The 13,852-nt window shown below is 72.4% G+C and carries 13 protein-coding genes and 1 pseudogene; 11 read left to right on the top strand and 3 right to left on the bottom strand.

The window, feature by feature from the left end; all coding sequences use genetic code 11:
* Positions 1-17: 17 nt before the first annotated feature.
* Positions 18-470: a hypothetical protein gene (locus tag K8W59_RS12910; RefSeq protein ID WP_223394473.1), complete on the top strand. Its 453-nt coding sequence runs from the start codon at positions 18-20 to the stop codon at positions 468-470.
* 10 nt (positions 471-480) lie between these two features.
* On the opposite strand, the gene K8W59_RS12905 is transcribed toward K8W59_RS12910, so the two are convergent.
* The gene (locus tag K8W59_RS12905) at positions 481-726 is read right to left on the bottom strand and encodes a DUF2630 family protein (protein WP_223394471.1); all 246 of its coding nucleotides are present in this window, start codon (positions 724-726) and stop codon (positions 481-483) included.
* Between the two features lie 68 nt (positions 727-794).
* Here K8W59_RS12905 and K8W59_RS12900 point away from each other — a divergent pair, with 68 nt between their 5' ends.
* The 3 genes from K8W59_RS12900 to K8W59_RS12890 are packed head-to-tail and all read left to right on the top strand — an operon-like array spanning position 795 to position 5,298.
* Complete coding sequence (locus tag K8W59_RS12900; RefSeq protein WP_223394470.1) at positions 795-2,633, top strand: GMC family oxidoreductase; 1,839 nt, start codon at positions 795-797, stop codon at positions 2,631-2,633.
* Between the two features lie 30 nt (positions 2,634-2,663).
* On the top strand, positions 2,664-4,166 hold the full coding sequence (gene guaB, locus K8W59_RS12895) for an IMP dehydrogenase (RefSeq protein ID WP_223394468.1): 1,503 nt from the start codon (positions 2,664-2,666) through the stop codon (positions 4,164-4,166).
* A gap of 22 nt (positions 4,167-4,188) precedes the next feature.
* On the top strand, positions 4,189-5,298 hold the full coding sequence (locus K8W59_RS12890; protein ID WP_223394466.1) for a GuaB3 family IMP dehydrogenase-related protein: 1,110 nt from the start codon (positions 4,189-4,191) through the stop codon (positions 5,296-5,298).
* 27 nt (positions 5,299-5,325) lie between these two features.
* On the opposite strand, the gene K8W59_RS12885 is transcribed toward K8W59_RS12890, so the two are convergent.
* Positions 5,326-5,760 (bottom strand): DoxX family protein, encoded by a 435-nt coding sequence (locus K8W59_RS12885; protein WP_223394464.1) that lies wholly within the window; start codon positions 5,758-5,760, stop codon positions 5,326-5,328.
* A gap of 207 nt (positions 5,761-5,967) precedes the next feature.
* Here K8W59_RS12885 and K8W59_RS12880 point away from each other — a divergent pair, with 207 nt between their 5' ends.
* The 4 genes and pseudogenes from K8W59_RS12880 to K8W59_RS12865 all read left to right on the top strand — a co-directional run bounded on the left by K8W59_RS12880 (position 5,968) and on the right by K8W59_RS12865 (position 10,314).
* Positions 5,968-7,587, top strand: coding sequence for a succinic semialdehyde dehydrogenase (locus K8W59_RS12880; RefSeq protein ID WP_223394462.1), 1,620 nt, complete (start codon positions 5,968-5,970; stop codon positions 7,585-7,587).
* Complete coding sequence (locus K8W59_RS12875) at positions 7,584-9,326, top strand: GMC oxidoreductase (protein ID WP_223394460.1); 1,743 nt, start codon at positions 7,584-7,586, stop codon at positions 9,324-9,326. The genes K8W59_RS12880 and K8W59_RS12875 overlap by 4 nt, the downstream gene beginning before the upstream one ends.
* Positions 9,327-9,824: 498 nt before the next feature.
* Positions 9,825-9,980 (top strand): annotated as a pseudogene (locus tag K8W59_RS12870) (GMP synthase (glutamine-hydrolyzing)); the annotation flags it as partial.
* A gap of 4 nt (positions 9,981-9,984) precedes the next feature.
* Positions 9,985-10,314: a hypothetical protein gene (locus K8W59_RS12865; RefSeq protein ID WP_223394458.1), complete on the top strand. Its 330-nt coding sequence runs from the start codon at positions 9,985-9,987 to the stop codon at positions 10,312-10,314.
* Positions 10,315-10,317: 3 nt separating this feature from the next.
* Here the strand turns inward: K8W59_RS12865 and K8W59_RS12860 are convergent, their stop codons facing one another.
* Entirely contained in the window at positions 10,318-10,731 is a 414-nt protein-coding gene (locus tag K8W59_RS12860) for an isocitrate/isopropylmalate family dehydrogenase (RefSeq protein ID WP_223394456.1), read from the bottom strand.
* A gap of 108 nt (positions 10,732-10,839) precedes the next feature.
* On the opposite strand from K8W59_RS12860, the gene K8W59_RS12855 reads away from it, so the two are divergent.
* From K8W59_RS12855 to K8W59_RS12845, 3 genes are read left to right on the top strand one after another with little or no spacing between them, the layout of a single operon-like run.
* Positions 10,840-11,244 carry a hypothetical protein gene (locus K8W59_RS12855; RefSeq protein WP_223394454.1) on the top strand — a complete coding sequence of 135 codons (405 nt, stop codon included), beginning with the start codon at positions 10,840-10,842 and terminating at the stop codon, positions 11,242-11,244.
* 29 nt (positions 11,245-11,273) lie between these two features.
* The gene (gene guaA / locus K8W59_RS12850) at positions 11,274-12,842 is read left to right on the top strand and encodes a glutamine-hydrolyzing GMP synthase (RefSeq protein WP_223394452.1); all 1,569 of its coding nucleotides are present in this window, start codon (positions 11,274-11,276) and stop codon (positions 12,840-12,842) included.
* The gene (locus K8W59_RS12845; protein WP_223394450.1) at positions 12,839-13,846 is read left to right on the top strand and encodes a substrate-binding domain-containing protein; all 1,008 of its coding nucleotides are present in this window, start codon (positions 12,839-12,841) and stop codon (positions 13,844-13,846) included. The genes guaA and K8W59_RS12845 overlap by 4 nt, the downstream gene beginning before the upstream one ends.
* Positions 13,847-13,852 lie beyond the last annotated feature (6 nt).

The following is a 13,852-nucleotide window of genomic DNA, read 5'->3' as shown; positions in this document are numbered from 1 at the left end:
GAGGGGAGACTCGCGCCATGAGGAGAACGATCATCGCCTTGGCTGCGGCCGCCCTGCTGCTCACCGGCTGCAGTGGCGACGACGAGCCGTCGAAGAAGGCGGAGCGCTCGGAGTCGTCGGCCACCGACCCGCAGGTGCTGGGTGAGGGCTCGGACATCCCGAACCAGGTCGAGGCGCGCGGGGACGTCGAGGTCACCGGCTGCCGCCGCCAGGGCAAGCGGGTGGAGGTGGCCTACCGGGTGCGGAACAGCACCGAGGAGCCGGCCCGCTACCGACTGGCGCTGCGGGTCGCGTCGGCCAAGAACGGCTCGGTCTGGGGCCGCGGGTCGATCCAGACCCCATCGGTCGACCCGTCGAAGTCCCGCCGGCTCTCCGAGACCGTGCCGCTGACGTTCGAGGGCACGCCCAAGAAGCAGCGCAAGGGCAAGGTCAACTGCATCTTCGTCGCGGTGGCCCGCGACCAGGCCTGAGCCGGGCGGGTCAGCCCTCGTAGTTCTCCACGACGCTGGTCGGCCGCTCCTGGGCGAGATCCGGGTTCTCCCCGGCGTCCCGGCGTGCCTGCCGCTGGCGGAGCAGGTCCCAGAGCTGGTCGAGCTGCTCCTCGGTGCGGGCGAGCCGCTCGTGCTCCTCGGTCGCGGTGATCTCCCCGCTGCCCAGCTTCTCCCGGAGCTCGTGCTCGGTGCGGACCAGGTCGTTGATGTGGTCGTGAATCTGCCGCTCGTCCATGCCGCGATCGTGCCATCCCGCTGCCGGGTTCACCACCACCCGAGCGGGCAGCGCGTAGCCTCACGGGCATGGCAGCGGCTGAGGAGTACGACTTCGTCATCGTCGGGTCCGGGGCGGGGGGTGGCCCGCTGGCCGCCAACCTGGCGCTGGCCGGCCACACCGTGCTGGTGGTGGAGGCCGGCGACGACCACGACTGCCCCTACTACGAGGTCCCGATCATGCAGGCCTACGCCAGCGAGGACCCGGACCTGGCGTGGAACTTCTACGTCCACCACTACGACGACGAGGGCGCGGCGCGGCGGGACCCGAAGTACGTCGACGGCGAGGGCGGCGTCCTCTACCCCCGCGGCAGCACGCTCGGCGGGAGCACCGCGGTCAGCGCGATGGTGACGATCTACCCGCACGACGACGACTGGCAGCGGCTCGCTGAGCTCACCGGGGACGACTCGTGGGGCCCGGAGCGGATGCGCGAGCTGTTCACCCGGATGGAGCGCTGGCGGGGCAAGGACGCCGAGCCGCTGCCCGGCGACACCCCGGCCGACCGGGATCGCAAGGCCCGACACGGCCGCGACGGCTGGCTCGGCACCACCCGCGCGGACCCGAGCATCGGCGGTCGCGAGCCGCTGTTCCTCGACGTGATCGGCGCGATGGAGGAGACCAGCCGGGCCCGCTACGGCATCGGCGAGGAGATCTCCCTGCCCCGCGACCCGAACGCGGCCGACACCACCGCGGCGTACCAGGGGATGACCTTCGTGCCCGTCGCCGTCTCCGACGGTGCCCGCAAGGGCAGCCGCGAGCGGCTGCTGGACGCCCAGCGGCGCTCCGACGGCCGGCTCACCCTCGGCCTCAACCAGCTCGCGACGAGGGTGGTGATCGAGGACGGCCGCGCGGTCGGGGTCGAGGTGCTCGACCAGTCGCGCGCCTACGCCGCCGTTCCAGAGGCCGCCCGGGGCGAGGAGGGCGAGGACCGCGGCACCCGCGTCGTGCGCGCCCGGCGCGAGGTGATCCTGGCCGGGGGAGCCTTCAACACCCCGCAGCTGCTCAAGCTCTCCGGCATCGGGCCGGCGCAGGAGCTGGCCGAGCACGGCATCGACGTGGTCGCCGACCTGCCGGGCGTGGGGGAGAACCTGCACGACCGCTACGAGGTCTCGCTGGTCTGGCACCTGGACCGGGACTACCCGCTCTTCGACGGCTCGCCCCTGGACATCCCCGAGGACGGCCGGAGCGACGACCTGTGGCAGGAGTGGCAGCAGGACCGGTTCGGGCCCTACTCCACCAACGGATCCCTGGCCGCGGTCATCGCCCGCTCCAGCGTCGCCGGGGAGGATCCCGACCTGATCGTGTTCTCTCTGCCGATCGACTTCCACGGCTACTACCCGGGCTACGCCAAGGACGCGGTCGCCAACCACCACAGCCTCTCGATGCTGGTCCTCAAGGGACACACGACCAACCGAGCGGGCTCGGTCCGGCTCGCCTCGGCCGACCCGACCGCCGTACCCGACATCCGGTTCCACTACTTCGAGGAGGGCGGCGACGGCTTCGAGCGCGACCTCGCCGGCGTCGTGGACGGCATCGAGCTGGCCCGCGACATCGTCACCCGGGTCACCGGCGCGGGGCTGACGGAGGTGATCCCGGGGGGCGATGTGGCCGACCGGGAGGGCCTGGCGGACTTCGCCCGGGACCAGGCGTGGGGCCACCACGCATGCGGTACGGCGAAGATCGGGGCCGACGACGACCCGATGGCGGTGCTCGACGGCGACTTCCGGGTGCGCGGGGTCGATGGCCTGCGCGTGGTGGACGCCTCGGTCTTCCCCGACATCCCCGGCTTCTTCATCGCCAGCGCCGTCTACCTGGTCGGGGAGAGGGCCAGCGACGTGCTGCTCGCCGAGCACCCCGTGGAGGCGTGACCGCTCGACCGGGCCCGTACACTGAAGGGTGTGGAGATCCCTGAGAAGTTCGCCGCCCTGGGCCTCACCTACGACGATGTGCTGCTGCTGCCGGGCGAGTCGGATCTCGCGCCGAGCGACATCGACACCACCACCCGGCTGACCCGGGAGATCTCGCTGCGCGTGCCCCTGGTCAGCGCCGCCATGGACACCGTCACCGAGTCCCGGATGGCGATCGCGATGGCCCGCCAGGGCGGCCTCGGGGTGCTGCACCGCAACCTCTCGATCGAGGACCAGGCCCGCCAGGTCGACCTCGTCAAGCGCACCCAGACCGGCATCATCTCCAACCCCGTCACCATCGGCCCGGACGCGACCCTGGAGGAGCTGGACCGCATCTGCGGGGAGTACCGCGTCTCCGGGCTCCCCGTCGTCGACGTGGACCAGCGGCTGATCGGCATCATCACCAACCGCGACCTGCGCTTCACCCCGGTCGCGCAGTGGGCGACCACCAAGGTCGACGAGGTGATGACCCCGATGCCGCTCATCACCGGCCCGGTCGGGATCTCCCGCGACGAGGCGACCCTGCTGCTGCGCCAGCACAAGCGGGAGCGGCTGCCGCTGGTCGACGACGAGGGCCGGCTGGCCGGCCTCATCACGGTCAAGGACTTCGTGAAGTCCGAGCAGTTCCCGCACGCCTCCAAGGACGGCGACGGCCGGCTGATGGTCGGCGCCGCGATCGGCTATTTCGGCGACGCCTGGGAGCGCGCCACCACGCTGACCGAGGCGGGCGTCGACGTGCTCGTCGCCGACACCGCCCACGGTCACGTGCACCTGCTGCTCGACATGGTCAAGCGGCTCAAGACCGACCCGGCGACCAAGCACGTGCAGGTGATCGGCGGCAACGTCGGCACCCGCGAGGGCGCCCAGGCGTTCGTCGACGCCGGCGCCGACGCCATCAAGGTCGGCGTCGGGCCCGGCTCGATCTGCACCACCCGGATCGTCACCGGCGTCGGGGTCCCGCAGATCACCGCGGTCTACGAGGCGTCGCTGGCAGCGCGCCCGGCCGGCGTGCCCGTCATCGCCGACGGCGGCCTGCGCCACTCCGGCGAGATCGGCAAGGCGATCGTCGCCGGCGCCGACGCGGTGATGCTGGGCTCGCTGCTGGCCGGCTGCGAGGAGTCGCCCGGCGAGCTGGTCTTCGTCAACGGCAAGCAGTACAAGTCCTACCGCGGCATGGGCTCGCTGGGCGCGATGAGCTCCCGGGGGAAGAAGTCCTACTCCAAGGACCGCTACTTCCAGGCCGAGGTGGCCAGCGACGACAAGATCGTCCCCGAGGGCATCGAGGGCCAGGTCGCCTACCGCGGCCCGCTCGGGGCGGTCGCCCACCAGCTGCTCGGCGGGCTGTCGCAGTCGATGTTCTACGTCGGGGCGCGCACCATCCCCGAGCTGCAGGAGAAGGGCCGGTTCGTCCGGATCACGTCAGCCTCGCTCACCGAGTCGCACCCGCACGGCGTGCAGATGACCGTCGAGGCACCGAACTACACCGGCCGCTGAGTCCGTCGTTAGGCTGATGGCCGTGACTGACTTCGAGATCGGCCGGGCCAAGCGCGCGCGCAGGGCCTACTCCTTCGACGGCATCGCGATCGTCCCCTCCCGCCGCACCCGTGGCCCGGAGGAGGTCAACCTCGCCTGGCAGATCGACGCCTACCGCTTCGAGATCCCGGTCGTGGCCGCGCCGATGGACTCGGTGATGTCGCCCGCGACCGCGATCCGGCTCGGCGAGCTCGGCGGCCTGGGCGTGTTGAACCTCGAGGGCCTCTGGACGCGGTACGACGACCCCGCGCCGCTGCTGGAGGAGGTCGCGGGCCTGCAGGGGGTCGAGGCCACCCGGCGGATGCAGGAGATCTACGAGGCGCCGATCTCGCCGGACCTGATCACCGCGCGGCTGCGCGAGATGCGGGACTCCGGGGTCACCGTCGCCGGGTCGCTGTCCCCGCAGCGCACCAAGGAGTTCGCCAAGACGGTGGTGGACGCGGGCGTGGACATGTTCGTGATCCGCGGCACCACCGTCAGCGCCGAGCACGTCTCCAGCCACTCCGAGCCGCTGAACCTCAAGGAGTTCATCTACGAGCTCGACGTGCCGGTCATCGTCGGCGGCTGCGCGACCCACCAGGCGGCGCTGCACCTGATGCGCACCGGCGCGGCGGGCGTGCTCGTCGGCTTCGGCGGCGGGGCGGCGCACACGACCAAGTCGGTCCTCGGCGTCGCCGTACCCATGGCCTCGGCGGTCGCCGACGTGGCCGCGGCCCGCCGGGACTACCTCGACGAGTCCGGGGGCCGCTACGTCCACGTGATCGCGGACGGCTCGATCGGCCGCTCCGGCGACATCGCCAAGGCGATCGCGTGCGGCGCGGACGCGGTCATGGTCGGCTCGCCGTTCGCGCGCGCCACCGACGCCCCGGGCCACGGCTTCCACTGGGGGAGCGAGGCGGTGCACCCCGAGCTGCCCCGCGGCGAGCGGGTCGGCTTCGAGCAGATCGGCACCATGGAGGAGATCCTCAACGGGCCCTCGCGGGTCGCCGACGGCACGATGAACCTGGTGGGCGCGCTCCGCCGGGCCCTGGCGACGACCGGATACACCGAGCTCAAGGAGTTCCAGCGGGTCGAGGTCGTCGTCCAGGACTGACCGGGCGCCCCGGCCCGGCGGGCGGCCTCAGACCGACTTGGCGGCCAGCTTCGCCTGGAGCCGGGTCTCCTTGGCCAGGTGCCGGCCCTCGCGGGCGGCGCCGCGAGCCAGGTGCCGGGTGCGCCAGGCCACGCCCGGCTTGCCGTCGGTGTCCACGGCCGCGAGGAGCAGTCCGCCCAGCACCGACACGTTCTTGGCGAACTGCAGCCGCTGCTGCTGCTTGCTCGCCGCCTCGTCCTCCTGCCAGAAGGCGTGCCCGCCGATCGTGGTCGGGACCAGGCTGGCGGCCAGGACACCGGCGGACAGGCGCGGCATCCGGCCGGTGGCCAGCGCGCTCGCGGCGACCACCTGGGTCGCCGCGTTGGCCTTCACCAGGGTGGCGCGGTCCTCCGGGACCGGGATCCCGGCGCTGCGCAGCCTCGGCACGACCCGGTCGGTGACGTGGGCGCTCCTGGCCGCCATCGCGTCGGAGTTCTTTCATGCGGCGGCGGCGCCGGCGAAGAAGACGGCGGTGAGCATCGGCCGGGCAAGGGTGCGGGTGATCGTCATGCCCCATGCCTACCCGATCCACGCCCGGGCGCGCATCCCGGGGCCGCGGATCGTGTGGTGGGCGTCTCACAGTGTTACCGAAAGGTAGCCTTCCGGCGAACTCCGACCTAATGTCGGTGCATGGCTGCACACAGCAATCCCTCCGGCCAGCCGCTCGTCGACGGCCCGCGCGACCCTGAGCACGACCCCACCGCCAGCTGGGCGCTGGAGCCCTCCTTCGTCGACTCCCTCACCCGGCGCGTGGTCTCCACGACCGGGGAGACCCGGCCGACGATGTCCCCCCTCAACGGCCAGCCCCTGGCCCACATCCCGCAGTCGGGGCCCGACGACGTCGCCGAGGCGTTCCGCCGGGCGCGCCGTGCCCAGCACGCCTGGCTGCGGACCAGCCTGGAGGAGCGCTCGGCGGCGCTGCTGCGGCTGCACGACCTGATCCTGGACCACCAGGACCAGCTGCTCGACCTGATCGTGCTGGAGTCGGGCAAGGCCCGCAAGCACGCCTTCGACGAGCCGCTGCACGTCGCACTGACCGCGCGCTACTACGGGCGTACGGCGGAGAAGGTGCTGCGCACCGAGCGGCGCCCGGGCGTCGTGCCCGGGCTGACCCGGGTCGACGTCCACCACCCGCCGAAGGGCGTGGTGGCGGTCATCTCGCCGTGGAACTACCCCCTCACCATGGCCCTCAGCGACGGGCTCGCGGCGATCGCCGCCGGCAACGCCGTGGTGGCCAAGCCGGACGCCCAGACCATGCTGACGGCGCTGTACGCCGCCCGGCTGCTCGAGGAGGCCGGGCTGCCGGCCGACCTGTGGCAGGTCGTGGCCGGGCCGGGCTCGCAGCTGGGGCCGCAGATGATCGAGCGCGCGGACTACGTCTGCTTCACCGGCTCGACCGCCACCGGCAAGAAGATCGCCGCGGGCTGTGCCGAGCAGCTGATCGGCTGCTCGCTGGAGCTCGGCGGGAAGAACCCGATCGTGGTGCTGCGCGACGCCGACGTCGAGCGCGCCGCGGAGGGCGCCGTACGCGCCTGCTTCTCCAACGCCGGCCAGCTGTGCGTCAGCACCGAGCGGATGTTCGTCGCCGACCAGGTCTTCGACCGGTTCCTGGAGCGGTTCGTCGCCCGGACCGAGGCGCTGAGCCTGGGTGCCAGCACCGACTGGGGCGTGGACATGGGCTCGCTGATCAGCCAGGAGCAGCTGGACACGGTGGAGCGGCACGTCGAGGACGCGCGGGCCAAGGGCGCCACGGTGCTCACCGGCGGGCGGGCGCGGCCCGACCTGGGGCCCTACGTCTACGAGCCGACGATCCTGCTGGGCGTCACCCCGGACATGCTGTGCTTCAGCGAGGAGACCTTCGGGCCGGTGGTCGCGGTGCACCGCTTCCACGACGAGGCGGAGGCGGTGGCCCGCTCCAACGACGGCGACTACGGCCTCAACGCCTCGGTGTGGTCCCGCGACACCGCGCGCGCCCGGCGGGTCGCCGAGCACATCAAGTGCGGCACGGTGAACATCAACGAGGCGTTCGCCGCGACCTTCGCCTCGCTGGCCGCCCCGATGGGCGGGATGCGCCAGTCCGGGCTGGGACGGCGGCAGGGCCCCGAGGGGCTGCTCCGCTTCACCGAGACCCAGTCGATCGCCACGCAGAGGCTGGTGCGGTTTGCCCCGATGCTGGGGATGAGCGACGAGGCCTACGCCAAGGTCATGACGGCCCAGCTGCGCCTGATGAAGAGGCTGGGCCGCGCGTGACGGGCCCGGGGGTCCCGACGGGCTCGGCCGGCGAGCTCGACTACGACGTCCTGGTCATCGGCTCCGGCTTCGGCGGCTCCGTCACGGCGCTCCGACTGACCGAGAAGGGCTACCGGGTCGGGGTCCTGGAGGCCGGCGCCCGCTTCGAGGACGGCGACTTCCCGGCGACCTCCTTCGACGTCAAGCGCTACCTCTTCGCCCCGCAGGCCGGGTGCTACGGCATCCAGCGGATCGACATGGTCAAGGACTGCATGATCCTGGCCGGTGCGGGGGTCGGCGGTGGGTCGCTGGTCTATGCGAACACGCTGTACGAGCCGCTGGACGCGTTCTACCGCGACCCGTCGTGGTCGCACATCACCGACTGGAAGGCCGAGCTCGCGCCGTACTTCGACCAGGCCAAGCGGATGCTCGGCGTGGTCGAGAACCCGCTGCGCACGCCGTCGGACGAGGTGATGCAGAAGGTCGCCCAGGAGATGGGCGTCGGCGACACCTTCCACCCGACGCCGGTGGGCGTGTTCTTCGGCCAGCGGCCGGGGGAGAAGGGGCAGCCCCAGGTGGCCGACCCCTACTTCGGCGGCGCCGGCCCGGCGCGGACCCCGTGCCAGGCGTGCGGCGAGTGCATGACCGGCTGTCGGCACAACGCCAAGAACACCCTGGTCAAGAACTACCTGCACCTCGCCGAGCAGGCGGGGGCCGAGGTGCACCCTCTGACCACCGTCACCCGGGTGCGGCCGCGCGAGGGCGGCGGCTACGAGGTCCGCACCCGCTGGACCAAGGCCAAGCTGTCTCGGCGGCAGGCGACCCGCACGTTCACCGCCGAGCAGGTCGTCTTCTCCGCCGCCTCGCTCGGCACGCAGAAGCTGCTGCACCGGCTCAAGGACGAGGGCGACCTGCCCCAGATCAGCGACCGGCTCGGCATGCTGTCGCGGACCAACTCCGAGGCGATCCTCGGGGCCCTGGCGCCCGACCTGTCCCACGACTACAGCGAGGGCGTGGCGATCACCTCCTCCTTCCACCCCGACGCCGACACGCACATCGAGCCCGTGCGCTACGGCAAGGGGTCCAATGCGATGGCGCTGATGCAGACGGTGCTCGCCGACCAGCTCACCGACGAGCCCCGCTGGCGCACCTGGATGAAGGAGCTGTGGAAGCAGCGGCGGACCGCCTTCGACCTCTACGACCGCAAGCACTGGTCGGAGCGCACCGTGATCGCGCTGGTCATGCAGACGCTGGACAACTCGATCACCACCTTCGGCAAGAAGGGGCCCCTCGGCTGGCGGATGTCGAGCCGGCAGGGGCACGGAGCGCCGAACCCGACCTACATCCCGATCGCCTACGACGCCGTACGCCGGATGGCGCGGCTGATCGGCGGCACGCCCGGCGGCAACATCGGCGAGCCCTTCAACCGGCCGCTGACCGCGCACTTCATCGGCGGCTGCACGATCGGTGAGTCGCCGGAGACCGGCGTGATCGACGGCTACCAGCGGGTCTTCGGCCACCCCGGACTGCACGTGGTCGACGGGTCGGCGATCTCGGCGAACCTGGGTGTGAACCCGTCGCTGACGATCACCGCGCAGGCGGAGCGGGCGATGGCGTTCTGGCCGAACAAGGGCGAGACGGACCCGCGGCCGGCCCTCGGGTCGGCGTACGTCCCCGTCGAGCCCGTCGCGCCCCGCCGCCCGACCGTGCCCGACTCGGCCCCGGGCGCCCTGCGGCTGCCGATCGTCGGGGTCTCCTGACCATCGCGGCTGCCTTCCGCCCCGTCGCGCCCCCTCGCGCTGGCTGGAGGTAGCCAGGCCACGTGGACCGGCCTGTTTCAGGTGGCTGGGCTACCTCTGATCGGGGGGAGGGCGTCGGGACAGGGGAGGAGGCGGCGTGGCTCAGCGCACACGGATCGGTCGTAAAACTTTCTCCGAACCGACGTAACCCGCCCCGAACCGGCTCGTTGGGCCCCGTGGAACCGGGTGTCAGCTCCCTCCGATGGCCGGTTCCCGGCACCAGGCCGGTCTCCGGTCTGGGCGATCAGGGCCCGGCCACCCTCCCTCCCCGGCCGGGCCCTGATGGATTCCTGGGGGCCCGCTCGTGCCACTCGGCACTAGGCTGAGCCCGTGACCGACCACGACCTCGTCCCCGTCGTCGACTTCGGCGCGCAGTATGCCCAGCTCATCGGCCGGCGGGTCCGCGAGGCCCGGGTCTCCTCCGAGTTCGTGCCGCACACGCTGCCGATCGCGGGGATGCTCACCTCCGAGGACGCGATGACCGCGGACCGGGCGCGGCTGCTCTACGACGTCCTCGAGACGATCTCGACCCGGATCACCAACGAGATGCCCGAGGTCAACCGGGTCACCGTCGACATCACGAGCAAGCGGCCCGGCACCATCGAGTGGGAGTAGCCCGGTGCCGGGCACTCTCGTCGTACGCCGCCCGCGCGGCGGCTGGCGCGACGTCGCCCGCTCCTACCGGATCCAGGTCGACGGCCGGACCCGCGGCCGGGTCCGGCGCGGCGGGACGCTCACCGTGCCGCTGGACTCCGGCCACTACGTCGTGCGGGCCCGGATCGACTGGACCGGCAGTCCGCCGGTCGACGTGAACGTCCTGGACGGTGTCGTCGTCGAGTGCGTGGTCGAGCCCGCGGGCAGCGCGGGCTCGGCGCTGTTCCAGCTCGGCCGCGGGCAGTACCTGCGGCTGTCCGTGGTGGCGGAGGAGGAGCAGCCGCGCTGGGAGTAGCCCTCAGCCGCCGATGCCGTCGAGCACCCGCTGGGTGAACTCGTCGGTCGAGGCGGTGCCGCCCAGGTCACGGGTGCGGGGACCGTCGGCGGCCAGCACGGACGCGAAGGCGTCGAAGACCTCGACGACGACCTCGCCCCAGAACGGCATCGTGTGGATGATGCCGTTCGACTTGGTCGCCGAGGTGACCGAGCCGCTTCGCTCGCGCGCCCGCTCGAAGGCGTACGACGCGATCCGCTCGATCCCACCCTGCTGCGGTTCCTCGACGCGCTGGGCCGGGTGCTCGAGGGGTTCGTCGTCACGCTGCCCAAGGTGACCTCGGCCGAGCAGGTCGGGGCGACGTAACCCACCGCGAACGGCCTCGTTGGGCCCCGTGGAACCGGGTGTCAGCTCCCTCCGATGGCCGGTTCCCGGCACCAGGCCGGTCTCCGGTCTGGGCGATCAGGGCCCGGCCACCCTCCCTCCCCGGCCGGGCCCTGATGGATTTCCGGGACGAATCGGCTCCGGTGATGGGAAAATCGCAGCGTGACCACCGATGGACTGGCGGCGACCCGTAGCGTCCGCCTCGACGGCGTCGTACTGCTCGCGAACCTGATCGCGGGTGTCCTCTGGCTGGCGCCCCTCGCGGTGAACTCCTGGCCGCTCGCCTTGATCGGCGCGGCGTATGTCGCCCTGGCCAGTCCCTTCCTAGCGGCTGCCGCCGCCCGAGCGCCGCTACCCCTGCATGGGCAGGTGCTGGTCTGGATGGCGGCGTGGTTGGGCGCGGTGCTGGTGTGGTTCGGCGTGTGGACGCCGATCGACGGCATCGCCGGCAGCCTTGTGACCGCCTTTGACCTCGGGACGATGACCTACCTCGCGTGGCAGCTCACCGCCTTCCCTCTCAAGCACCTGCTGACGTGGCTGGCAGGAGGCACCCCACCGGGGCCATGACGTCGCCGTACCCCCATTAGGCTGGCCCCGTGACCGACCACGACCACGACCTCGTCCTCGTCGTCGACTTCGGCGCCCAGTACGCCCAGCTCATCGCCCGCCGGGTCCGCGAGGCCCGCGTCTACTCCGAGATCGTGCCGCACACGCTGCCGGTCGACGAGATGCTGGCGATGAACCCGAAGGCGATCGTGCTCTCCGGGGGACCGTCGAGTGTGTACGCCGACGGCGCGCCCGGCATCGACCAGGCCATCTTCTCCGCCGGCGTCCCGGTCTTCGGCATGTGCTACGGCTTCCAGCTGATGGCCAAGGGCCTCGGCGGGACCGTCGCCGCGACCGGCGCCCGGGAGTACGGCCGCACGCCGGTCGAGGTGACCGAGCAGGGCACGCTGCTGGCCGACGTGCCCGCGCAGCACAAGGTCTGGATGAGCCACGGCGACCAGGTCACCGCGGCCCCCGAGGGCTTCAGCGTGCTCGCCACGACCGCGGTCACGCCCGTCGCGGCCTTCGAGCAGGTCGAGCGCGGCTTCGCCGGCGTGCAGTGGCACCCCGAGGTGATCCACACCGAGCACGGGCAGCAGGTGCTCGAGCACTTCCTGCACGAGATCGCCGGCTGCCGCCAGACCTGGACGATGCTCAACATCGTCGAGGAGCAGGTCGAGCGGATCCGCGAGCAGATCGGCGAGGGCCGCGCGATCTGCGCACTGTCCGGCGGGGTGGACTCCGCAGTGGCCGCCGCGATCGTGCAGCGTGCCATCGGCGACCGGCTGACGTGTGTGTACGTCGACCACGGGATGATGCGGCTCGGGGAGACCGAGCAGGTGCGCCGCGACTTCGAGGAGGTCTTCTCCGACCTCGACGTGGTCGACGCCAGCGACCAGTTCCTGACCGCGCTCAAGGGCGTCGCCGACCCCGAGGAGAAGCGCAAGATCATCGGGCGCGAGTTCATCCGCACCTTCGAGGCCGCCGAGGTGCGGGTCTTCGCCGACATGCCGCGCGAGCAGGGCACGACCGCCTACCTCGTGCAAGGGACGCTCTACCCCGACGTGGTCGAGTCCGGCGGCGGCGCGGGCACCTCCAACATCAAGTCCCACCACAACGTCGGCGGCCTGCCCGACGACCTGGACTTCGAGCTGGTCGAGCCGCTGCGCACCCTGTTCAAGGACGAGGTCCGCGCGGTCGGCGAGCAGCTGGGGCTGCCCTCGACGATGGTGTGGCGCCAGCCGTTCCCCGGCCCCGGCCTGGGCATCCGGATCATCGGCGACGTCACCCGCGAGCGGTTGGACGTGCTGCGCCGGGCCGACGCGATCGCCCGCGAGGAGCTGACCCTGGCGGGCCTGGACCGCGACGTGTGGCAGATGCCGGTGGTGCTGCTGGCCGACGTACGCTCCGTCGGCGTCCAGGGCGACGGCCGCACCTACGGCCACCCGGTTGTGCTCCGGCCGGTCACCTCCGAGGACGCGATGACCGCGGACTGGGCGCGGCTGCCCTATGAGCTGATGGAGCGGATCTCGACCCGGATCACCAACGAGGTCGCCGAGATCAACCGGGTGACCGTGGACATCACGTCCAAGCCCCCGGGAACGATCGAATGGGAGTGAGGCCCCGGGCGGCTCGCACGATCGCGGCGATCGGGCTGGCCGGAACGCTGCTGTCCGCCTGCGAGAGCACGCCGGAGGACCGTGACGTCGTCGCCCTGCTGGTGAGCGACGCCGGCAGCGAGCGGTATGCCCAGCAGGACCTACCCGCGTTCGGCGCGGCGATGGAGAGCGCCTGCGCGGACTGTCGGCAGATCGTCCGGGACGCGGGCGGGGACGCGGGCCGGCAGCGCAGCCAGCTCGACGATGTGGTCGCCGCGGGGGCGGACGTGGTGGTGCTCAACCCGGTGAGCGCGGAGTCCGGTGAGGAGCTGGTCGCGGCCGCCCGGGTGCCGGTCGTGGCCTACGACCGGCTGGTTCCGGGCGCCGACCGGTTCGTCGGCGTGGACGAGGTGGAGAGCGCCTCGGGGACGGCCGACGCGCTGCGCGGGATGCTGCCGCGCGGCCGCTCCCCGGTGCTGGTCGTCTCCGACGGGCCCGGCGGGCTGACCGCCCGGGTGGTCCGCCAGCTCGGTCCGCGGGTCCGGGTCCGTGCCACCCTGCCACCCGACCAGGCGTCCACGGCGCGGGCCTGGACCGCGCAGCAGCTGCGCTCCGGCGGCCCCGTGTCCGCGGTCATCGCCCCGGACGACGCCGCCGCCGGCGAGGTCGCCTCCGGGGTGAGAGACTCCGGCGTGCCGGCGGGAGCCCGGCCCCTGGTCACGGGGCACGACGCATCGCTGGACGGCGTACGACGGTTGGTCACCGGCACCCAGGACGTCACCGTGCACGCCTCCCGCGCCGACGAGGCGACCGCGGCGGCCGAGATCGCGGCCCGTCTCGCCCAGGGCCGCAGCGCCCCCGCCACGGAGGACGAGGTGGAGGGCGTGCCGGCCACGCTGGTGCCGCCGACTCCTGTGACTCTGCCGACGCTCACCGACACCCTGGTGCGCCAGGGTGTCTACACCACCGAGCAGATCTGCGAAGGCACGATCCAGGCCCGGTGCACGAGCCTGGGCATCCGCTGACCGGTT

The sequence above is a fragment of the Nocardioides rotundus genome (assembly GCF_019931675.1).
Taxonomy (GTDB): Bacteria; Actinomycetota; Actinomycetes; order Propionibacteriales; family Nocardioidaceae; genus Nocardioides; species Nocardioides rotundus.
This window is presented reverse-complemented; position numbering and strand designations above follow the sequence as displayed.